Below are 23,235 nucleotides of genomic sequence, written 5' to 3'. Positions count from 1 at the left end.
TCGCTATCAATACTACGTTAAGCAAATTCGAATACTCGGTTAATAAGGGTTTTCTATCAGTCTAATTCATTATTTCCTTTATAAACATTTTCTGAATTTGTTATTTCTGTGCTTAGCTTTAATTTTTGCTATACTAATATCTAAATTGAATTTTTATTATCAATAGGGAGTGCAAATGGAATGACGCGAGAAAAAATTGCGATAGATATGGATGAAGTCTTAGCTGATACACTAGGTGAAATCATTGATGCAGTAAATGAACGAGCAAATCTAGGGATTACTATCGAGGCTCTAAAAGGTAAAAAATTAAAACATATGATGCCTGAACATGAAGGATTGGTAACTGAAGTATTAAGAGAACCGGGCTTCTTTAGACGTTTAAAAGTGATGCCACATGCTCAAGAAGTAGTTAAGAAATTAAACGAGCATTATGATATTTATATTGCTACAGCAGCAATGGACGTCCCAACATCATTTCATGACAAATATGAATGGCTTTTAGAATTTTTTCCATTTTTAAATCCTCAACATTTTGTATTTTGTGGTAGAAAAAATATTGTCAATGCCGATTATCTCATCGACGATAACCCTAGACAACTTGAAATCTTTGAAGGTAAACCCGTTATGTTTACAGCATCTCATAATATTAATGATGATAGATTTGATCGAGTAAGCGGTTGGAGAGACGTAGAGAATTATTTCCTAGGAAATTAAGTAGGGACATTCAATGTGATATACGACACCCTTATAGAGCTTGGAATATCGTTCCAAAAATAATAGCAGTAAGATGATTTCAATTAGAATCGTCTTACTGCTAATTTTTATATTTAAAACTTAGTTGAGTATGACTTCACGTGCGTAGAGCGCCGTCGTGTCACTTTTTTAATTGGTAGGGTCTGGGAAAGTAAGAAGTTGAATCGCTTTAGGTAAAACTTCAATCTCGATAGGCGTTTCTAAGCTGATTTCACCATCAATATCGACTTTCATATTAGGCTCAGTAGAGAGCGTGAAATGTCGACCTGGAATATGCCCAATACCTTCAGTGATCTCATTCCAATTCATACTATCTCTTTTCTTGAAAATATCATTCAAAATACTAAAGCTTTGCTCATCAAATATGAACGCATTTGCTTCACCATCTTGAGGAGATAAATCGGTTAAAGGTATACGTCCGCCTCCAATATTAGGACCGTTAGCTATGAGAAGCATAGAAGTATGTCCTTTTTCTTCTCGACCATCGACATTGAGCGTAAAGTCAAATTTACTAGGGTTCATCAATGTCTTAACTGTAGACCCTATATAACTTAACTTTCCAAAAACATCTTTAGAACCTTCTTGGACATTTTCAGCATTTTGAACAATTAATCCTAAGCCCACAAAGTTTAGCACATATGTATCATTTACTTTCAATACATCATAAGATCCAACCTGTGCTGATAGCAATTGTGAACTAGCATTTTTAAAATTAGAATCTAAATTCAATGTCTTAGTAAAATCATTAAATGTGCCTCCAGGAATAATGCCGATAGGGAGGCTTAAATCATGTCGCATGACACCATTGACTAATTCATTGACTGTGCCATCTCCACCTAAGATAAATAAAATGTCGATATCTGTACCATATTCATGGTTTTTGATGGATTCACAATATTTAATAATATCTCCTTCGTTTTCACTTAATTGTATTGATAAGTGTTTACACATTGAACTTAGAGATTTCGTTACTTCGCCAAGTCCTTCATATATATCTTTCAAACCACTATGTTCGTGGTAAAACAGGACGCCATGGTTATATTTATTTTCCATTATGCATGCCTACTTTCGTAAAATTCTCTTAATCTATTAATTACCCTTTTTAGTAAAATAATAGCAAATGATTAGAAGTTATACCCATTATAAAATAAAAAAACTGCAAGTCGAAAATAATCGAATCGCAGTCATGATAAATTGATTAACGAATACCTTTCATCGCTTTAATGATTTTAGGACTAAAGGCAAGAATGATGAAGGTAATCACAGCTGTAGTAATACCTAAGAATATGAAATAATTTGTTTGACCTAGTGGATCAATTAATTTTACTAACGTACCATTAAATGCTTGAGCAGATGCATTTGTTAATAGCCATAAACTCATCATTTGTGCATTGAATGCTTTCGGTGCTAATTTAACTGCCGCACTGTTACCAGTAGGAGATAAGCACAATTCACCAACGACACAAATAATATATGAAAGGATAACCCAGTTGACTGAGAAATGTGCGCTGCCATAAATGTTACCGATAATACCCATCATGATATAAGATGCACCTGCCATTAAAGCACCTATAAAAAATTTGATAGGTAGACTAGGTTGGCGTCTTCCTAATTTTTGCCATACCGCTGACACTACTGGTGCAAATAATAGGATAAATAATGGGTTAATAGATTGGAATATGGCTTCACCGAAATTCGTTTTCCAACCAAATAGATTTAATTTCATGTCGGAATGTTCAATTCCGTATATATTGAGAACGTTAGAACCTTGTTCTTGAATCGCCCAGAAAAGCATTCCTAAAATAAATAAAGGGATAAATGCTTTAACACGAGAACGTTCTGTATCTGTGACTTCTTTACTACGGATCATTGTAGTGAAATAAACAATTGGTAGTGCGATACCTAATATAAGGACTGTGTTACTCACTAAATCGAATGATAATGTATGTGTAATATAAGAAACAATCACTACAATAGCAATAATTGCTACGATAGCTCCAACAATTAAACTATATTTTTTCTTTTCGTCAGGTGAAAGTGGGTTAGTTGGCTTCATACCAACTTTACCAAGATTTTTACGATTAAATAAAACGTACCATACTAAACCAAGCGCCATACCAATTGCTGCGATTAAGAATCCACCGTGGAAATTTTTAACATTAATGAAGTGTTGTAAAATAATTGGTGAAATCAGTGCACCGAAGTTGACTGACATATAGAAAATAACGAATCCAGCATCCATACGTACATCATTTTCAGGATATAAACGACCTACAATATTTGAAATATTTGGTTTCATCAAACCTGAACCAATAATAATAAAGAACATTGATGCGAATAATCCAAACATTGCGAACGGTAAACTTAGACAAATATGACCAAGGATAATTAATACTGCACCTATTAAAGTTGCACCACGTGTTCCTGTAATTCTATCTGCTATCCATCCACCAGGAATAGAAGACATGTATATTAATGCACCGTATACGGACATAATTGACATTGCCGTAGTTTTGTCGATACCAAGTCCGTGATCTTGAATCGCAAAATACATATAAAAAATAAGCATTGCTCTCATACCGTAGTAGCTGAATCGCTCCCAAAACTCTACGAAAAAGAGTACGCCTAAACCTCGAGGATGCCCGAAGAATCCGTGTTGAGGTATTTCTTGAACTGCTTGTTCATGGGAATTATTTGTTTATTTTTTTTCATCCCATTTTTTCTTCCCCTAATAACCATATTAAATTGTTTAAAAATGATTGTACTATTGTAGATAATAATTTTCAATAATTTTCAAAAAATAAAAATAATATGAATATTCAGTCTATTTGCGGATTTCATTACATTTATATGATAATTTGTGTCTTTATTTATATTGTTATAAACATTCGTATAAATGAATCGATATAAATAAAATACGCTTTAACGTGTCAAAGTGCAATAGTTTTTTTATCAAATAAGAAAATAATTTTTATAACAAAAACCTCCATTGAATAAACACTTTCAATGGAGGGCGATATATTTAACGATTATCTATTTTTTCTGGGTACATATCATGGTTCATTAAGCGATGTTCTGCCATTTTTTCATATTTTGAATTCGGGCGACCATAGTTTGTGTAAGGATCAATTGAAATGCCACCTCTAGGAGTGAATTTACCCCAAACCTCAATATAGTGTGGATCCATTAATTCAATTAAATCATTCATAATAATATTCATACAATCCTCATGGAAATCGCCGTGATTTCTAAAGCTGAATAAATATAGCTTTAATGATTTAGACTCCACCATTTTGATATTAGGAATATATGAAATATAAATTGTTGCAAAATCTGGTTGGCCTGTAATAGGGCATAACGATGTAAACTCTGGGCAATTAAATTTAACGAAATAGTCACGCCCCTGATGCTTATTATCGAATGTTTCTAAAACATCTGGTCTGTAATCAAAATCATACGTATTGTTTTGATTTCCTAGTAATGTAATATCTTGTAATTCATCTTTTTGACGTCCTTGTTCCATTATATTGGCTCCTTTAACTTTCTTTTATACTAGATTCTCTTCGTGCCTTTTCAAACATATAGTAACTTGCACCGATAATCACAACATAACCTACAGTCGCAAACATATCAGGTGTTTCTCCGAATAAGATAAAGCCGAATAATGCTGTGAAAATGATTGAAGCATACGTAAAGATTGAAATATCTTTTGCAGGAGCAAAACCATATGCAAGTGTGATACCAATTTGTCCAACGGCTGCTGACAATCCTGCACCTAGTAGATATAAGATTTGCACTGTTGTCATAGGTTCAAATGTAAAAATTGAGAAAGGTATCAATACGACCACCGAGAATAAAGAGAAATAAAATACAATTGTATATGGTTTCTCACGAGTGCTTAGTGCACGAACGCATGTATAAGCTGATGCGGCAAAGATACCTGAGAATAATCCTGCTATTGAAGGGAAAACAGAAGAAGAAAATTCTGGTTTTACAATTAATAACATACCTAATATGGCTATAATCATAGCTGATATTTGATATTTACGTACCTTTTCATGTAGGAAAATTAGACTTAAAAGAATCGTCCAAAATGGATTTAATTTCATAAGTGTATCGGCATCACTTAGAACCATATGGTCAATAGCATATATATTTAGCAATACACCTATTAGACCTAAAGTTGAGCGAGATATGAGTAGAGGTTGACTGCTCAACTTACCAAACATTGGTTGTTTATATTTAAAAATAAAAAATAATGGTATAAACATAGCTACAAAATTTCTAGCGAGCGATTTCTGAAATACAGGTAAATCTCCTGCAAGTCTAAAAAAGACTGACATAAAGCTAAATCCCACTGCAGAAATTAAAATAGCAATAATACCTTTTACTTTTGGATTCAATATTATCGCCTCAATACTATAAGATTAACGTAACTATATTAGCATAAATAAAATGGCTATGCATAAGTCCTTGCAAAATAAAAAATAGAGTTATATAATCTAAATGCGAACACACGTTCTATTGTAGAGGAGTTATATCTTATAAGAATTTAATTGTGATTAATGAAAACATAAAGACATAAAATACTTGTTGTTGTAGGTTGTATGAAACATCTGTGCGAGATTTTGACCTCAAGTGCATCGTAGAGAGGTATGACTATTTTGGGTTAAAAAGCAAGTGAAGACCCTTGAAAAAATTTTTTATTTCAGAATAATGAGCTCTAATAACGTAGTGGTGCACTTTCTTAAAGATTAACTATTTTTCGTCAATAAACTTTAACTTTCATAAATTTGAGCACTTATGTATAATGAAACACAGAATATAGTATTAAATTTCAAAATCAAACACTACATATTGTGTTTACGAATTAAAAGTTAATATGTGAAATACAATCATTTTAATGCAAATTCACACTAAAGAATATGATAAATTATTGCTATTTTAGTAATCAGTTACAAAAAAGATAATTTGTCATATAGTGATGATTTAAGTTTTGACTACTATATATAGGGGTTATTTACTTATAGAGATACTAAAAGCATTAAAAAGGGAGTAGAACAGAAATAAATTAGTAAAATTAATTTCGTTGTTCCACATCCAACTTGCATTGTTTGCAAATTTCTTTATTAAGAAATTTTCTATGTTGGGACCCTGACGGCATGGATGACTAGGATTGAGAGCAACTTGATATAAGCAACTTTCATTTCAGACATCGACTGCTCATATATTAAATGAGGCTAAGATAATCAATGATGTCCCAGTCGCATTTATAGATATGCTTTTCGATACAGTAAATTTAAGTATCAAAACTTTTAAATACAAAATTATATCGATGTACACCTCTATTTTAGTGGTGATTTTATTTTTTGAGCTAGTGAGTACTCGATATAACCATGACAGCTAAAGATTGAGGAAAGAAGGTGATCCAATGAAAGTAGTATATTTCTCATTTTCAGGCAATGTCAGACGCTTTATTCAAAGAGCAGGAATTGATGACACGATGGAAATTACTCAAGATAATTGTACAGAATCAGTAAGTGAACCTTATATCTTAGTTACTGGCACTATTGGATTTGGAGAAGTGCCACAACCCGTTCAATCTTTTTTAGAGGTAAATCACGCTCAATTACAAGCGGTAGCTGCAAGTGGAAATCGCAATTGGGGACAAAATTTTGCGAAAGCAGGCCGCACAATCTCAGAGGAATATAATGTTCCGTTATTGATGAAATTTGAAGTACAAGGCACGAATAACGATGTAATTGAATTTAAGGATAAGGTGGGTAATTTCAATGAAAACCATGGACGAGAAGAAATACAATCATATTGAATTAAATAATGAAGTAACTAAGCGAAAAGATAATGGTTTTTTCGACTTAGAGAAAGATCAAGAAGCTTTAAAAGTTTATCTTGAAGAAATCCATGATAAGACTATATTTTTCGATGTTTTAATCGATCGTTTACATTATCTTGTAGATAATAATTTCTATTTTAATGTGTTTGAAAAATATACTGAAGAAAGTTTAAGAGAAATTACTGAGTTTGCTAAATCAATCCATTTCCAATTTGCTAGTTATATGTCTGCAAGTAAGTTTTATAAAGACTATGCTCTAAAAACAAATGACAAAAGTCAATTTTTAGAAGATTATAACCAACACGTAGCAATTGTTGCCCTCTATTTGGCAAATGGTGACACTAAACAAGCTAAACAATTTATTTCTTCTATGGTTGAACAACGTTATCAACCAGCAACGCCAACTTTCTTAAACGCAGGACGTGCGCGTCGTGGAGAACTTGTTTCATGCTTCTTATTAGAAGTAGATGACAGTTTAAACTCTATTAACTTTATTGATTCAACAGCTAAGCAATTGAGTAAAATTGGTGGCGGTGTGGCGATCAACTTATCTAAACTACGTGCACGTGGAGAAGCTATTAAAGGGATTAAAGGCGTTGCTAAAGGTGTATTACCAGTGGCAAAAGCACTTGAAGGTGGATTTAGTTATGCGGACCAATTAGGTCAACGTCCGGGTGCTGGTGCTGTATATTTAAATATTTTCCATTATGATGTGGAAGAGTTTTTAGATACTAAAAAGGTAAATGCTGACGAAGATTTACGTTTATCTACAATTTCTACTGGTCTTATCGTTCCATCTAAATTCTTTGATTTGGCTAAAGAAGGCAAAGATTTCTATATGTTTGCACCACATACGGTTAAACAAGAATACGGTGTAACTTTAGATGATATCGATTTAGAGAAATATTATGATGATATGGTTGCTAATCCAAATATCGAGAAGAAGAAAAAAGATGCTCGTGAAATGTTAAATACAATTGCCCAAACGCAATTGCAATCTGGATATCCATATCTTATGTTTAAAGACAATGCTAATAAAGTACATGCGAACTCTAATATTGGCCAAATCAAAATGAGTAATTTATGTACTGAAATTTTCCAACTACAAGAAACATCTGTTATTAATGATTACGGTACTGAAGACGAAATTAAGCGTGATATTTCTTGTAATCTTGGTTCTTTAAACATTGTTAACGTGATGGAATCAGGTAAATTCAGAGATTCAGTCCATACTGGAATGGATGCTCTAACTGTAGTGAGTGATGAAGCTAATATTCAGAATGCACCAGGTGTTAAAAAGGCAAACAGCGAATTACATTCAGTTGGTTTAGGTGTAATGAATCTTCATGGCTATCTTGCTAAAAATAAAATCGGTTATGAATCTGAGGAAGCAAAAGATTTTGCTAACATTTTCTTCATGATGATGAACTACTATTCTATTGAACGTTCAATGGAAATTGCTAAAGAACGTGGAGAAAGATATCAAGATTTTGAGTCTTCAGATTATGCTAATGGTAAATATTTTGAATTTTATACTTCACAGGAATTTGAACCTCAATTTGAAAAAGTTCGTCAATTATTCGAAGGTCTAGATATTCCAACATCAGATGATTGGAAAGTATTACAAAAAGAAGTTGAACAATATGGACTATATCATGCGTATAGATTAGCGATTGCGCCTACTCAAAGTATTTCATATGTTCAAAATGCAACAAGTTCTGTAATGCCAATTGTAGATCAGATTGAACGTCGTACTTATGGCAATGCTGAAACGTTTTATCCTATGCCTTTCTTGTCACCTGAAACAATGTGGTATTACAAATCAGCATTTAATACTGACCAAATGAAATTAATTGATTTAGTTTCAACAATTCAAACTCACGTAGACCAAGGTATTTCAACTATTTTATATGTTAATTCAGAAATATCTACACGTGAACTTTCAAGATTATATGTTTATGCACATTACAAAGGATTAAAATCACTTTATTACACAAGAAATAAACTATTAAGTGTAGAAGAATGTACAAGTTGTGCAATTTAATTAGATAACTCAAACAAATCAACCACTAGAGAATATTTCAATCACTTAGAAATGATGACATTCATCCATTTCTATGATTGAAATGCTCTATATTATACATAAACAGACAGGAGGATTTTCATGAAGGCAGTCAACTGGAATACCCAAGAAGATATGACGAATATGTTTTGGCGTCAAAATATCTCACAAATGTGGGTAGAAACAGAGTTTAAAGTTTCAAAAGATATTGCAAGTTGGAAGACACTATCAGATTCTGAAAGAGAAACATTTAAAAAAGCATTAGCAGGGTTAACTGGTCTGGATACACATCAAGCAGATGATGGTATGCCTTTGATTATGTTACACACGACTGATTTAAGAAAAAAAGCCGTGTACTCATTTATGGCTATGATGGAACAAATTCATGCTAAGAGTTACTCACATATTTTTACAACATTACTTCCATCTAGTGAAACAAACTATTTACTAGATACATGGGTTATTGAAGAACCTCATTTAAAATATAAATCAGATAAAATTATCGATAATTATCATAAACTCTGGGGAAAAGAAGCTTCAATCTTTGACCAATATATAGCGAGAGTTTCAAGCGTATTCTTAGAAACATTCTTATTCTATTCTGGTTTCTATTATCCTCTTTATCTTGCTGGACAAGGTAAAATGACAACTTCTGGTGAAATTATTCGTAAAATTTTATTATATTTATCAATTCATGTCGTATTCACTGGCTTAGATGCGCAAAGTTTACGTAATGAACTTTCAGAAAGTGAAAAGCAAAAAGCTGATCAAGAAATGTATAAATTATTAAATGAACTTTATGATAATGAAGTTTCATATACGCATTTACTATATGATGATATTGGTTTAACTGAAGATGTTCTAAACTATGTACGTTACAACGGTAATAAAGCATTATCTAACTTAGGATTTGAACCATATTTTGAAGAACGTGAATTTAATCCTATTATTGAAAATGCATTGGATACATCTACTAAGAACCATGACTTCTTCTCAGTTAAAGGTGATGGCTATACGTTAGCGTTAAACGTAGAGGCTTTACAAGATGAAGACTTTATTTTCGATAAATAAGATGACATATATTAAGGAGATTCCTATTAAAATGAGTAGGAATCTCTTTTTTTGCGTGTAAAAAGTTATAAATGATAAATAATGTTATGTATTACGAACTATTGTATAGAAATATTTATAAAGAAAATTTCAAAAAATGTGAAAAGCTATTGAAAAACGATAACATAATCTATAATATTAATGGTAATGATAATCATTATCATTTAAGTCGGTTATTTACTTCGCATCATACATATTTATTAAGGAGAATGACTAATGAAATTTATATTTAAAGGTTATACCTTATTTATTTTATTAGTGATTTTAACTATTGTCTCTTTATTTATAGGAGTGAGTCAGCTCTCTCTCTTAGATATTTTCCATTTAAATGATGAACAAATGAACATTTTGTTTTCAAGCCGAATTCCTAGAACGGTGAGTATCCTCCTTTCAGGAAGTTCACTTACATTAGCAGGATTAATTATGCAACAGATGATGCAAAATAAATTTGTAAGCCCTACCACTGCAGGTATTATGGAATGGGCGAAATTAGGTATTTTAATTTCACTACTGTTCTTTCCAAATGGACATATTTTAATCAAATTATTATTCGCTGTTGCTTTAAGTATTATTGGGACTTTTATATTTGTTCGATTAATTAATCTTATACGTGTAAAAGAGGTCATTTTTGTTCCACTCTTAGGGATTATGATTGGTGGTATTATATCCAGCTTTACCACATTTATAGCGTTAAGAACAAATGCGTTACAAAGCATTGGCAATTGGTTAATTGGAAATTTTGCCATTATAACGAGTGGTCGTTATGAGGTATTGTATCTCACTATACCTTTACTTATTCTAGCGTTTGTTTTTGCAAATCATTTTACAATTGCAGGTATGGGAAAAGACTTTAGTCATAATTTAGGTGTAAGTTATGAAAAAATCATTAATATCGCATTATTTATTACTGCAACGCTAACAGCTTTAGTCGTTGTTACAGTAGGAACGCTACCATTTTTAGGATTAATTGTACCGAATATTATCTCTATTTACAGAGGTGATCATTTGAAAAATGCATTACCGCACACACTCATGCTCGGTGCGATTTTTGTATTAATTGCTGATATTATTGGCAGAATAATAGTTTATCCTTATGAGATTAATATTGGGTTAACGATAGGTGTGTTTGGCACAATTATTTTCCTAATCTTGCTAATGAAAGGTAGGAAAAATTATGCAAATGAGCTCTAACAAAAAAATAAGTATACTAGTCGTTATAGCAATTTGTATGGCCATTTTTTATTTATTTGTAGGTTTAGACTTTAATATATTTGAATATCAATTCCAAAGTCGTTTTAAAAAATTCATTCTTATCCTATTAGTAGGTGCAGCAATAGGAACCTCAGTAGTTATTTTTCAATCTATTACTACAAACAGATTATTAACTCCTTCCATTATGGGACTTGATTCAGTTTATTTATTTGTCAAAGTATTACCCATTTTTATATTAGGTGAGCAAGCTGCCGTAGTCACAAACATCTATCTTAATTTTTTAATTACCTTGATTGCTATGGTGTTATTTTCATTACTACTATTTCAAGTCATATTTAAACTAGGTCACTTGTCAGTCTATTTTATCCTATTAGTCGGCGTGATATTAGGAACATTCTTCCGTAGTATTACAAGTTTCCTCCAACTTATAATGAATCCAGAATCTTTCTTAGCGGTTCAAAGTGTCATGTTTGCTAGCTTTGAAGCATCAAATTCTAATTTAGTAAGTGTCTCAGGCATATTGTTAGTTATCTTAATTGTTGTAACAATTATACTTCGACCTTATTTAGATGTACTTCTATTAGGGCGAGCGCAAGCAATTAATTTAGGTGTATCTTATGAAAACATGACGCGGTTATTACTTATTTTGGTTGCCTTACTTGTCTCTATATCCACTGCATTAATAGGCCCTGTAACGTTTCTTGGTTTATTAACAGTCAACTTAGCACATGAATTCATGAAGACCTATGAACATAAATATATTTTACCTACGACCATACTTTTTAGTTGGATCAGTTTATTTATGGCGCAATGGGTAGTTGAAAACCTATTTGAAGCAACCACTGAATTCAGTTTAATAGTGGATTTAGTAGGTGGTAGTTACTTCATTTATTTACTTGTTAAAAGGAGAAGTGCAAATTGATTCAAATTCAAAATTTAGACAAAACGATTGAGAATAAACCTATTTTAAAGGATATTAGTGTTGATATTGAAAAAGGGAAACTGACTTCTTTAATAGGACCTAATGGTGCTGGCAAAAGTACATTATTATCTGCGATGAGTCGCTTATTTAACTGTGACAATGGCACAATTTCGATTGAAGACAAAGTAATATCAGATTATAAAACTGATGATTTAGCTAAAAAATTAAGTATTTTAAAACAATCCAATCATACTGAAATGAATATTACTGTTGAGCAATTAGTTAACTTTGGTCGTTTTCCATATTCGAAAGGACGAATGAAGAAAGAAGACTATGACAAAGTAGACTATGCCTTAGATTTATTACAACTAAAAGAAATTAGAAATCGTAATATCAAAACACTATCAGGAGGTCAGCGTCAGCGTGCATATATTGCTATGACGATTGCTCAAGATACTGAATATATATTATTGGATGAACCTCTAAATAATTTAGATATGAAGCACTCAGTACAAATTATGCAAACGTTACGAGAATTGTGTCGTAAATTAAATAAAACAATCATTATCGTATTACACGATATTAATTTTGCTTCTTGTTATTCAGACAATATTATTGCACTTAAACAGGGTGAAATTGTCAAAGCTGATGTTAAAGATAATGTTATTCAGTCTGACATATTGAAGAAATTATATGAAATGGATGTCCGTATAGAAGAAATAAGAGGACAACGTATTTGTCTTTATTATGATGAAGCTACTTTTGACTCAGTTCAATCATAGAAATTTAGACTCATAGTTAAAGGGGTGATGCATGCACAAAGATAAAAAGAAAAGTTTAAATGTAACGCTGCACTTAGGTCAAATTTTATTAAGGAGTCGTACAAATGAAAAAAACTGTCTTATTTTTATTATTATCTTTAGTTTTAGTTTTATCGGCTTGTAGTAATGGTTCGAATAATACTGGTTCAGATTCTGAGAATAAAAATAGTGATTCAAAAGAATCTGTAACCATCAAGAATAACTTTGAAGCAAGCGGTAAGGAACGTGACGGAAGTGATGCTAAAAAAATATCTAATACTGTCAAAGTTCCAAAGCATCCCAAAAATGCCGTAGTATTAGATTATGGCGCACTTGATGTGTTAAACGAATTAGGTGTGGCAGATAAAGTAAAAGGTTTGCCTAAAGGAGAAAATAATCAATCTTTACCTAAATTTTTAGATAATTTTAAAGATGATAAGTATATCAATACAGGGAATTTAAAAGAAGTAAACTTTGATAAGGTTGCATCAGCGAAACCAGAAGTTATCTTCATTTCAGGAAGAACAGCTAATCAGAAAAATTTAGACGAATTTAAAAAAGCTGCACCAGATGCCAAAGTAGTATATGTCGGTACAAGTGATGATAACTTAGTTAAGGATATGAAGAGAAATACAGAGAATTTAGGTAAAATCTATGATAAAGAAGATAAAGCCAAAAATATTAATAAAGACCTAGATAAAAAAATCTCTGGAATGAAAGATAAAACTAAAGGCTTTAATAAGAAAGTAATTATTGGTAAATGAAGGTGAATTATCAACATATGGCCCAGGGGGACGTTTTGGTGGTTTAGTATTTGATACATTAGGATTTAAACCTGCTGATAAAAAGGTAAGCAATAGTCCGCATGGTCAAAACATTAATAATGAATATATTAACAAACAAAATCCAGATGTAATTTTAGCAATGGATCGTGGGTCAGTTGTAGGTGGTAAATCAACGACTAATCAAGTTCTAAAAAATAAAGTTATTAAAAATGTAACAGCAATTAAAAGTAATAATGTATATGAATTAGATCCTAAACTATGGTACTTCTCTTCTGGTTCTTCAACGACTACTATCAAACAAATTGATGAATTAAACAAAGTAATCGATAAAGCAGAAAATTAATTTTATAAAAAAGCTCCTAAACTGATTTTTTAATGAAATCCAGTTTAGGAGCTATAGTATTATAATCAACGTCTTATCACGTTTTTCTATATTTCGAAATATAAATGGTAATGAAACTTACATCTGCTATTAAAATGTGCTTTGCAGTTGGGGCACATTTCAACCATCATATAATCATGTATACTCATTTCATGGTTACAAACGCCACACATAATCACTTTTTTATCAAACTCTTTTTCTGTCCATCTTTTTATAGCATGAGATTCATGCTCCTCATGACATTTGTAACACGGATAATATTTATTACAACATTTAAACTTAATAGCAATAACATCTAAAAAAGAATGATAGTGAGTACATCTGGTCTCTTTGTCTATAACTGATCCATATATTTTAGGCATAGATAGATGTACCTCCTTACAGAATTAGCTCTCAGGATGCTCTCCAATAATACGTACTTCAGTATTAAGTTCAACATCAAATTTTTCTTTTACTGTCTTTTGTACGTAATGAATTAAGTCTTCATAATCCGTAGCTGTACCATTATCTACATTGACCATAAATCCAGCATGTTTCTTAGAGACTTCTACGCCACCAATACGGTGACCTTGTAACTCAGAATCTTGAATAAGTTTTCCAGCAAAATGACCTGGAGGACGTTGGAATACACTTCCGCACGAAGGATATTCTAACGGTTGTTTTGATTCACGACGTTCAGTTAAATCATCCATTTTAGCTTGTATTTCATCTAATTTACCTGGTTCTAATGTGAAAGCAGCCTCAAGTACTACGAGGTGTTTCTTCTGAACAATACTATTTCGATAATCAAGTTCTAATTCTTCGGTAGTGAGTTTAATTAAGTCGCCTTCTTCGTTCACACAAAGTGCGTAATCAATACAATCTTTAACCTCTCCACCGTAGGCACCAGCATTCATAAATACGGCGCCACCAATTGAACCTGGAATTCCACACGCAAATTCTAGACCAGTTAATACATAATCACGTGCCACTCTTGAAACATCAATAATTGCAGCGCCACTACCAGCTATAATTGCATCGTCTGAAACATCAATATGATCTAAAGAAAGTAAACTTAGAACGATGCCCCGAATACCACCTTCGCGTATAATAATATTTGAACCGTTTCCTAAGTATGTAACAGGAATATTATTGTTATAAGCGTATTTAACAATCGATTGTACTTCTTCGTTTTTAGTGGGTGATAAATAGAAATCCGCTTCTCCACCTGTTTCAGTATAGGTATAACGTTTAAGTGGTTCGTCCACTTTAATAATGTCTTCGGGAATAATTGACTTTAAATCACGTAAGATGTCATTTTTATTCAACGTCTTGAACATCCTTTCTCAACTTCTTAATATAAGTACTATTATATCAACTTTAAAAGTTATTTGCGAAATTTGAATATATTATTTTAACATTATATAGACACATAGGGATGATGTATCTTATGTTTTATATATCAACTTAAATTAACTTAATTGCTTATGTATCTTTTCAAATAAGTTTTGTTTTTGATTTTCATACATACGAATCGTCTGGACATGTTTCAATATATCTTGCTTTTTCTTTGAAAATAATTGTGAAATTTCATTATCTTGAGATAATACTTTATCAACATTTTGATATTGTTCAAACAAAGGAGTATTTAACTGTATGATATGTAATCTTACTTCTTGTTTAAGTTCGTTAAAGTTATTAAAACGTGCCATCATCACTTTCTTTTTATAAGAGTGATGTAATCGATAAAAACCAGCATAGTTTAATCGTTTCTCATCTAGCGCTGTTATATCATGTAAATTATCTACACCGACAAGCACATCTAGTATAGGTTCTGTTTCATAATTAAAATGACGTGTACCACCGATATGTTGCGTGTATTTGACTGGTGAATCTAATAAGCCAAACAAAATATTTTTAACGCGAAGATATTCTTTCTCATAAGATTTATGAGACTCATCTTTAACTAAAGGTTGGACATATGCGTACATAGATTACTCCTTAAAAATTAATCATTCTCAAAAATACAGTAAAGTCTGACATACTATAACACAATTCATTTTCATAATAAATACGTTTATGTATAATGTTTAATGATAAGGGGTGCAGATATGAAAAAATTACTATTTATCACTACAATTGTTATTTTTGCTATTACTTTGACTGCATGTGGAAGTAAATCAACTAAAGATTTAAAGGATTTTGAACATCAATATAAAGATGTTAAGCAAAAACAAGAAAATGTTGAAGAAGTTATAGATAAGATACATTTAAAAGAGTTAGATAATTTGAGTAAAACAGATACGACCGATAAAAATAAAAAAGAATTTATTGCACTTCAAAAGGATATTAATAATTATCTCATTCCCGAATTTAAAAAATATAAGAAATCTACACAACAATTACCGGCAAAAACAAATGATGTTAAAAAACTCCGCGCAACTTATTTAGAAAGTGTGAAATCAAAAGAATCTTCAATCAAAGATTTAAAATCATTTGTCGATTTATGTAATCGTTCAATTAAAGACAATGAAGACATATTAGATTATACGAAACTTTTCGAGAAGAATAGATCGCAAGTAGAGTCCGACATCAATAAAGCTACAAATAAAAGTGATGCAGATCAATTAACGTCTAAGCTAGAGGCAAATAATAAACAATTAAAATCTACAGCTAAAAAATATCTCGATTCTTCTACAACTGATTCAGATTCAGCTAAGAAAGCAATCAATGATCACATTTCTCCGTTGATTGACAAACAAATTAAAGATATTAACCAAACAAATATATCTGATTCACATGTAGATAATGCGAGAAAAAATGCCATTGAAATGTATTATAGTTTACAAAATTATTATGATACGCGTGTAGACACAATTGAAGTAAGTGAAAAATTATCTAAAATTGATGTCGATAAACTTCCAAAAGAGGGTAAAGATATCTCTAACAAAGATAAAGACTTCAATCAACAATATAATGAGTTAAAAGAAAAAGTAAATTAGATGAGATTTATATTAAATAAAATAAAAATTGATGGTTAACATTACACAGCAGAGTGTGTATAATTGTACCCACTGAGATGATTTTTGGGATATGAATATCACGCATATGCTCATAAAATGTGATAAATATTTTTAGAGGTGAATAGAATGGCTATTAAGCTGAGTTCAATTGACCAATTTGAACAAGTCTTAGAAGAGAACAAATATGTTTTTATATTAAAACACAGTGAAACTTGTCCAATTTCTGCAAATGCGTATGATCAATTCAATAAGTTTTTATATGAAAGAGATATTGATGGTTACTATTTAATCGTACAACAAGAGCGTAAATTATCGGACTATATTGCTGAAAAAACAAACGTAAAACATGAATCACCACAAGCTTTCTACTTTGTAGATGGTGAAATGAAATGGAATGCAGATCATGATGATATTAACGTTTCTCAACTTGCACAAGCTGAGGAATAAATCAAATCATTATTTTTAAAGAAATAGAGCTTGTCATAGATATCGTTTGACGATAGTTTATGGCAAGCTTTTCGTATGTTATGAAAATCAAACGTAAAAAATGTATAATGTGTTAATGAATAAGTGTTAGCGCACAGTTCGTTTTTATAAATTTAAAAATGAAATGTAAACGATAATGTTAATGATTGTTTGAACTTAACATATTGTTTATCATTCATCATCGAATAGAGAATATTTTATATTATTTAAGTTGTAAATCATTTTCCAAAAAGAGAAAAGATATAAGGTGGTTAAGACAATGAAAGTTTTAGTAGCCATGGATGAATTCAATGGAATTATTTCTAGTTATCAAGCGAATAGATATGTTGAAGAAGCGGTAGCAAGTCAAATTGAAGATGCAGATGTTGTTCAAGTTCCTTTATTTAATGGACGTCACGAGTTAATGGATTCTGTATTTCTTTGGCAATCTGGAAGTAAGTATCGCGTTAAAGCACATGACGCTGATATGAATGAAGTCGAAGCGATGTATGGACGTACTGATAGTGGAATGACAGTGATAGAAGGGAACCTATTCTTAAATGGGAATCAACCTATCAATAAGCGTTCAAGTTATGGTTTAGGAGAGGTTTTAAAAGCAGCACTCGATAATGATGCGAAACACATCATCATCTCTTTAGGTGGCATTGGTAGCTTTGATGCTGGTGCAGGTATGTTACAAGCACTTGGTGCAAAATTTTATGATGATAAGGCTAATATTGTTGATGTAAGTGAAGGCGCTTATAAGATTAAATACATTAGAAGAATGGATTTATCTAATATTCATCCTCAACTTGCAGAGGCGCGATTACAATTAATGTCTGATTTTTCAAGTCGTTTATATGGTAAACAAAGTGAAATCATGCAAACGTACCAAGCACACGGATTAACTCAAAATGAAGCTGCGGAAATTGATAATTTAGTATGGTATTTTAGTGAATTATTCAAAAGTGAACTTAAATTAGCTATTGGTCCTATTGAACGTGGTGGTGCGGGCGGTGGTATTGCTGCTGTCTTGAAAGGATTGTATCAAGCTGAAATTTTAACTAGTCATGAACTTGTTAATCAAATTACACATTTAGAAGATTTAATTGAACAAGCTGATTTAATCATTTTTGGTGAAGGATTAAAAGAAGATGATCAAATTCTTGAAACGACGACATTACGAATTGCAGATTTAACATCTAAATATCATAAACCTGCAATTGCAATTTGTGCGACAAGTGATAAGTTTGATTTATTTGAGTCACAAGGTGTGACGGCAATGTTTAATACATTTATAGATATGCCAGAAACGTATACAGATTTCAAAATGGGTATTCAAATTCGACACTATACTGTTCAAGCACTTAAATTACTCAAAACGAGTTTAAATCAATAAAGTTTATCAATTTTAAAAAAAGCGTCGGGCGAAATTCTAAACTTTTCGCCCGACGTTTTACTATCTATAACACTTTAATTATTTTCTTTTTTAGCAACCTCTTCGGCAATTCCTACTACAACTTGAACTGCTTTTTCCATTACATCAATAGAAGCATATTCAAACGGACCATGGAAGTTACCACAACCTGTAAAGATATTTGGAGTAGGTAATCCCATAAATGATAATTGTGAACCATCTGTACCACCACGTATAGGTTCTGTGTTAGGTGTGATATCTAATTTCGCGAATACACGTTTAGGAATATCAATGATGTGATGTAAAGGTTTAATCTTTTCAGCCATATTATAATATTGATCGTGAACGTCAACTTTAACAGGGTAACCTTCATAGTGAGTATTAATATCGTCGCGAATTTCCATCAAACGTTTTTTACGTAAGTCAAATTCCTTTTTATCGTGGTCACGAATAATATAATGAAGTGTCGCTTTCTCAACATTTCCTTCAAATTTCATCAGATGATAGAAACCTTCATAACCTTCTGTGCGTTCAGGGACTTCCTTAGGTGGAAGTAGGCTATTAAATTGTTGGCCTAAACTAATGGCATTGACCATCGCATTTTTAGCTGAACCAGGATGCACATTCACACCGTGACATGTCACCGTCGCTTCTGCTGCGTTAAAACTTTCAAATTGAAGCTCACCAAACTGACTTCCATCCATTGTATAAGCGAAATCAGCATTAAAGCGTTCAACATCAAATTTATGAGGACCTCTGCCAATTTCTTCATCCGGTGTAAATCCTATACGAATGTGTCCGTGTTTAATTTCTGGGTGCTCTATTAAATATTTAATACCTTCCATAATTTCTACCACACCGGCTTTATCGTCAGCTCCAAGTAATGAAGTTCCGTCTGTAACCATGAGTGTATGTCCGATAAGGTGATTTAATTCTGGAAAGACGCTCGGGTTAAGCACACGGTTTGTTTTACCTAATTGAAGTGCTTGACCATCGTAATTTTCAATGATTTGTGGGTTGACGCCAGTTGCATTAAAGGCTGGAGATGTGTCTACATGTGCTAAGAAACCGATTGTAGGTACGTCATAATCAACATTGCTTTCTAACGTCGCAAACAGGTAACCGTACTCGTCTATATCTGTAGATAATCCCAAAGTTTGAAGTTCACTTTCTAATAATCGTAATAAGTCCCATTGCTTTTCTGTAGAAGGTGTAGATTCTGAATTTGGATCAGATTGTGTGTCGATTTTTACATATCTTGTTAATCTGTCTATGATTTGTGCTTTCATTGTAATCATCCCCCTTAGAATTATACTCTGTTGTTCATATTATAAGATTTCTTATAAGTTTTACCTTTGATTTTACCATAATACTGTTTGATACGTGTGTAGATGTAGTAGATGATTTCTGAGACAAGAATACCAAAGGCGATGGCTCCGGAAATTAATGTGACTTCTAAGAAGGTGTTTACTGCGTTAGTATAATCGTTTGAAACTAAGTAACGTGTAGCTTCATATGCAGCGCCTCCTGGCACAAGTGGAATGATTCCTGGAACAATGAAGATAATGACGGGTCTTTTATAACGTCTACTCATCGTATGGCTCATTAATCCTAATATTAGACTTCCTAGGAAAGAAGCGCCCACTTTCCCTAAGTCCATCCCAACAGTAAGTTGATAAATTGTCCAAGCGACTGCACCTACAAAACCGCAAGCGACAAGTAACTTTTTAGGGGCGTTAAATATAATTGAAAAAGGACTGTGGAAATAAAGCTAATTGTAAAATGAAATAAGTAAAATAACATCGTTAACAGCCTTTCTTATAATAGTAATAATACAATTGCCACGCCGGCACCAATCGCAAAGGCAGTGAGTGCAGCTTCCACGCCACGTGACATTCCCGCAAGTAATTCACCAGCTAATAAGTCACGGATTGCATTGGTAATCAAAATTCCTGGAACGAGGGGCATTACACTGGCAATCGTAATAATATCTTGATTCTGAGCAATTCCTAATTTAGTGAAAATGGCAGCAATACTAATGACAACTGCTGATGCTACAAATTCTGAGAAGAATTTAATTTGAATGTATTTTTGTACAAAACTAAACGTTAAAAATGCTGCACCCCCAGCAATACATGCAATCCAGAAATCAGAAGCGGTTCCTCCAAACATAAATAAGAAAAAGCCACAAGCTACAAATGATGCGATGATATTCATTAAAAATGAATATTGTAATGATGCCTTTCTTAGGTGAATTAATTCAGTTTTAGCTTCATCAATTGTAAGTTGATTGTTGGAGATTTTTCGTGACAAACTGTTTGTTAGTGCGATTTTTTCTAAATCTGTGGTACGTTCGCGAATACGTATAAGTCTTGTACTCGTTCTATCATTAAGTGAAAAAATAATCGCAGTAGACGTAACGAAACTATATGTATCATGTAAACCGTAACTATGTGCAATACGATTCATTGTATCTTCAACGCGGTATGTTTCTGCGCCCGCTTCAAGTAAAATTCTACCTGCAATCAAAACTACATCAATCACTTTATTTTCATCGATAATAGTGATTGAATCTGACATACACGTTCACCTCCAAGATCGTTTTATTTTTTATGAACAATTGAAGTTTACAACTTGCGCCTGTAACTTTCAATAGACACCATGATTTTGATAAATGATTTCATATAAGTAAATTTGATTTCTTGATTGAATAGGGATGACTGTAATCCGCTTAATAAATATAAAAAACTGCTATGCATAGATGGTATTTCAACACGTAGTTGAACATTCCTACATCTATGATAGCAGTATAGTGACTTATAATTTAACTATAGGGTTAAACATGACTTTGTTACGTCCTTCATTTTTAGCAACATGAACCATATCATCGGCATCTTTAAATACCTTACGTTGAGATTTGCGATCTTCTTGTGTTAAGTAACCAACACCAATTGAAACGGATAGTTTAATGACTTCTTTGTTTGGAAGATGGAATGATGATTTCTCCACTCCTGAACGAATGTTTTCTGCTAATTTAACACTTTGATCTAATGTATAATCTCGAATTACAACAGAAAATTCTTCGCCACCGTTTCTGAAAATTTTAAACTGATTTGGAACATAATTTTTTAATAGCTGTGACATTTGTTTAAGTACAGCGTCGCCTGATTGGTGTGAATAGGTATCATTAACATCTTTGAATCCATCAATATCGATCAGTAATAAAGCTAAGCTTTGATTCTTCTCTTCAGCTTGACTTGAAACTTCATTTAAATGTCTATCAAATTCTTTAACATTGCCTAAACCTGTAAGATAGTCATATTTGTCTTCATTTTCATAACGGTTAACCAATGAAAAGAAATGCCAAATATCAACAAATGTTATAGCGGAAGAGATTGTGATGATTAATGAAATTGGAATAAGTACAAGAATCTCGATTAAATCATAAATTGGGCTTACTAACGCTAAAATTAATAGAATAATGATACTTATTACATTTAAAATAAGTAAAGAGATGATGTCGTTTTGCTTTAAGAATGGTCCCACTGCGCTCACAATACCAGCTATGACGACTAAAGTGATGCCATAAATAATTGAATTGCCAAATATGAACACATCGACTAAGGCTACAATAAATGCTGAGGCGAGTGTATAAATCATATTTGTATAGCGTCCTAAGAATAGTAATGGAACAAAAGTTAAGTGAACGAGATATTCGTTTTTAAATGGAATGGGATATGCAGCTAAAAGTAAAGAAACGAGTGTCATTAAAACTGTTACATATTCTTTAGAAAACACCATTCTTTTGTTCTCTGAATATTGTAATCTGTGAAATAAGTATATACCTGCAACCATGACAGATATGTTGTAAACGATTGCTTCAAACATTTCTTAACCGACTCCTTCGTTGACCATTAGCTATTGTAAGTGAAAACTTACAATTTGTCATCACTTAGCATCAGAAATTTCATACATAAAATGGTATTTAATGTTAAAATGGTCGCTTAAATGGTATGATAGAAAAAATGTATTTGAATTGAAATTCGAAAGTGTATGATAAATTTTTTATTATACCTTAAGTTATAATTGAAAACTTTATCGGGAAGGGCATTCCGATAGAAATGATACTAGGCTATAGGGGAGGGAGCGTTACTTACTCATTGTGGTAACGCTGATACGTCTAGAGGTAGTAACTAAAAAGAATTGTGTAGAAATGTCAACGCTATATCGTTGAAGAGATGGTGAGAGCTACACAATAAATATTTAGATATTGATTAACTTATTTGATGAAGGTGAACTGATGTATACTTTACTACTCATAGCATTTACCATGATAGTCAGTTTAATAATTACGCCCATTATCATTGTAGTATCGAAGAAATTGGATTTGGTAGATCGGCCTAATTTTAGAAAAGTACATACCAAACCGATCTCAGTGATGGGTGGAACTGTCATACTATTCTCCTTTTTA

Annotated in this window: 20 protein-coding genes and 3 pseudogenes; 12 read left to right on the top strand and 11 right to left on the bottom strand. The window is 32.0% G+C overall.

Features of this window, described 5'->3' with window-relative positions:
* Window positions 1–180: 180 nt before the first annotated feature.
* Window positions 181–714 (top strand): 5' nucleotidase, NT5C type, encoded by a 534-nt coding sequence (locus HMPREF3264_RS09700; protein ID WP_002441473.1) that lies wholly within the window; start codon window positions 181–183, stop codon window positions 712–714.
* 168 nt (window positions 715–882) lie between these two features.
* Here HMPREF3264_RS09700 and HMPREF3264_RS09695 read toward each other — a convergent pair whose 3' ends face one another.
* From HMPREF3264_RS09695 to HMPREF3264_RS09680, 4 genes are all read right to left on the bottom strand, one after another.
* A complete protein-coding gene (locus HMPREF3264_RS09695; RefSeq protein WP_070832366.1) occupies window positions 883–1,806 on the bottom strand; it encodes a diacylglycerol/lipid kinase family protein in 924 nt (307 codons plus the stop codon).
* A gap of 145 nt (window positions 1,807–1,951) precedes the next feature.
* Entirely contained in the window at window positions 1,952–3,418 is a 1,467-nt protein-coding gene (locus tag HMPREF3264_RS09690; RefSeq protein WP_070873198.1) for a peptide MFS transporter, read from the bottom strand.
* A 357-nt stretch (window positions 3,419–3,775) separates the two neighbouring features.
* Window positions 3,776–4,276: a preQ(1) synthase gene (queF, locus tag HMPREF3264_RS09685; protein WP_002441476.1), complete on the bottom strand. Its 501-nt coding sequence runs from the start codon at window positions 4,274–4,276 to the stop codon at window positions 3,776–3,778.
* Window positions 4,277–4,289: 13 nt separating this feature from the next.
* Complete coding sequence (locus HMPREF3264_RS09680; RefSeq protein WP_070873197.1) at window positions 4,290–5,156, bottom strand: DMT family transporter; 867 nt, start codon at window positions 5,154–5,156, stop codon at window positions 4,290–4,292.
* A 1,028-nt stretch (window positions 5,157–6,184) separates the two neighbouring features.
* Between HMPREF3264_RS09680 and nrdI the strand changes: the two genes are divergently transcribed.
* From nrdI to HMPREF3264_RS09645, 7 genes and pseudogenes are all read left to right on the top strand, one after another.
* A complete protein-coding gene (gene nrdI, locus HMPREF3264_RS09675; protein WP_037541178.1) occupies window positions 6,185–6,583 on the top strand; it encodes a class Ib ribonucleoside-diphosphate reductase assembly flavoprotein NrdI in 399 nt (132 codons plus the stop codon).
* Window positions 6,546–8,651 carry a class 1b ribonucleoside-diphosphate reductase subunit alpha gene (gene nrdE, locus HMPREF3264_RS09670; RefSeq protein ID WP_070873196.1) on the top strand — a complete coding sequence of 702 codons (2,106 nt, stop codon included), beginning with the start codon at window positions 6,546–6,548 and terminating at the stop codon, window positions 8,649–8,651. Before nrdI ends, nrdE begins: the two co-directional genes overlap by 38 nt.
* 120 nt (window positions 8,652–8,771) lie before the next feature.
* Window positions 8,772–9,740: a class 1b ribonucleoside-diphosphate reductase subunit beta gene (nrdF, locus tag HMPREF3264_RS09665; protein WP_070873195.1), complete on the top strand. Its 969-nt coding sequence runs from the start codon at window positions 8,772–8,774 to the stop codon at window positions 9,738–9,740.
* Window positions 9,741–9,995: 255 nt separating this feature from the next.
* Complete coding sequence (locus HMPREF3264_RS09660; RefSeq protein ID WP_070873194.1) at window positions 9,996–10,970, top strand: ABC transporter permease; 975 nt, start codon at window positions 9,996–9,998, stop codon at window positions 10,968–10,970.
* On the top strand, window positions 10,954–11,913 hold the full coding sequence (locus HMPREF3264_RS09655; protein WP_070873193.1) for an iron chelate uptake ABC transporter family permease subunit: 960 nt from the start codon (window positions 10,954–10,956) through the stop codon (window positions 11,911–11,913). Before HMPREF3264_RS09660 ends, HMPREF3264_RS09655 begins: the two co-directional genes overlap by 17 nt.
* Window positions 11,910–12,695, top strand: coding sequence for an iron ABC transporter ATP-binding protein (locus HMPREF3264_RS09650; RefSeq protein WP_070873192.1), 786 nt, complete (start codon window positions 11,910–11,912; stop codon window positions 12,693–12,695). Before HMPREF3264_RS09655 ends, HMPREF3264_RS09650 begins: the two co-directional genes overlap by 4 nt.
* A gap of 104 nt (window positions 12,696–12,799) precedes the next feature.
* Window positions 12,800–13,841, top strand: a pseudogene (locus HMPREF3264_RS09645) (siderophore ABC transporter substrate-binding protein).
* 86 nt (window positions 13,842–13,927) lie between these two features.
* Here the strand turns inward: HMPREF3264_RS09645 and HMPREF3264_RS09640 are convergent.
* The 3 genes from HMPREF3264_RS09640 to HMPREF3264_RS09630 all read right to left on the bottom strand — a co-directional run bounded on the left by HMPREF3264_RS09640 (window position 13,928) and on the right by HMPREF3264_RS09630 (window position 15,850).
* Entirely contained in the window at window positions 13,928–14,242 is a 315-nt protein-coding gene (locus HMPREF3264_RS09640) for a CHY zinc finger protein (RefSeq protein ID WP_002441494.1), read from the bottom strand.
* Window positions 14,243–14,266: 24 nt separating this feature from the next.
* Entirely contained in the window at window positions 14,267–15,199 is a 933-nt protein-coding gene (murB, locus tag HMPREF3264_RS09635; RefSeq protein WP_002441495.1) for a UDP-N-acetylmuramate dehydrogenase, read from the bottom strand.
* Between the two features lie 132 nt (window positions 15,200–15,331).
* On the bottom strand, window positions 15,332–15,850 hold the full coding sequence (locus HMPREF3264_RS09630) for a GrpB family protein (RefSeq protein ID WP_070873191.1): 519 nt from the start codon (window positions 15,848–15,850) through the stop codon (window positions 15,332–15,334).
* Window positions 15,851–15,970: 120 nt separating this feature from the next.
* On the opposite strand from HMPREF3264_RS09630, the gene HMPREF3264_RS09625 reads away from it, so the two are divergent.
* The 3 genes from HMPREF3264_RS09625 (at window position 15,971) to HMPREF3264_RS09615 (ending at window position 18,746) form a co-directional block, all read left to right on the top strand.
* Window positions 15,971–16,861: an EMYY motif lipoprotein gene (locus HMPREF3264_RS09625; RefSeq protein WP_037541183.1), complete on the top strand. Its 891-nt coding sequence runs from the start codon at window positions 15,971–15,973 to the stop codon at window positions 16,859–16,861.
* Window positions 16,862–17,008: 147 nt separating this feature from the next.
* Entirely contained in the window at window positions 17,009–17,329 is a 321-nt protein-coding gene (gene ytxJ, locus HMPREF3264_RS09620; RefSeq protein ID WP_002441501.1) for a bacillithiol system redox-active protein YtxJ, read from the top strand.
* A gap of 298 nt (window positions 17,330–17,627) precedes the next feature.
* The gene (locus HMPREF3264_RS09615; protein ID WP_070873190.1) at window positions 17,628–18,746 is read left to right on the top strand and encodes a glycerate kinase; all 1,119 of its coding nucleotides are present in this window, start codon (window positions 17,628–17,630) and stop codon (window positions 18,744–18,746) included.
* 74 nt (window positions 18,747–18,820) lie between these two features.
* Here HMPREF3264_RS09615 and pepT read toward each other — a convergent pair whose 3' ends face one another.
* From pepT to HMPREF3264_RS09595, 4 genes and pseudogenes are all read right to left on the bottom strand, one after another.
* Window positions 18,821–20,053, bottom strand: coding sequence for a peptidase T (gene pepT, locus HMPREF3264_RS09610; protein WP_070873189.1), 1,233 nt, complete (start codon window positions 20,051–20,053; stop codon window positions 18,821–18,823).
* A 20-nt stretch (window positions 20,054–20,073) separates the two neighbouring features.
* Window positions 20,074–20,567 (bottom strand): annotated as a pseudogene (locus tag HMPREF3264_RS09605) (threonine/serine exporter family protein).
* A 15-nt stretch (window positions 20,568–20,582) separates the two neighbouring features.
* On the bottom strand, window positions 20,583–21,344 hold the full coding sequence (locus HMPREF3264_RS09600) for a threonine/serine exporter family protein (RefSeq protein WP_002441511.1): 762 nt from the start codon (window positions 21,342–21,344) through the stop codon (window positions 20,583–20,585).
* 237 nt (window positions 21,345–21,581) lie between these two features.
* Window positions 21,582–22,652, bottom strand: coding sequence for a GGDEF domain-containing protein GdpS (locus HMPREF3264_RS09595; protein ID WP_002441514.1), 1,071 nt, complete (start codon window positions 22,650–22,652; stop codon window positions 21,582–21,584).
* Between the two features lie 412 nt (window positions 22,653–23,064).
* Between HMPREF3264_RS09595 and HMPREF3264_RS12655 the strand changes: the two are divergent.
* A pseudogene (locus tag HMPREF3264_RS12655) lies at window positions 23,065–23,235 on the top strand (undecaprenyl/decaprenyl-phosphate alpha-N-acetylglucosaminyl 1-phosphate transferase); the annotation flags it as partial.

This window comes from Staphylococcus sp. HMSC62A08 (assembly GCF_001839105.1).
Classification (GTDB): Bacteria; Bacillota; Bacilli; order Staphylococcales; family Staphylococcaceae; genus Staphylococcus; species Staphylococcus caprae.
The sequence above is the reverse complement of the archived record's forward strand: the minus strand, read 5'-3'. Positions and strand labels throughout refer to the sequence as shown.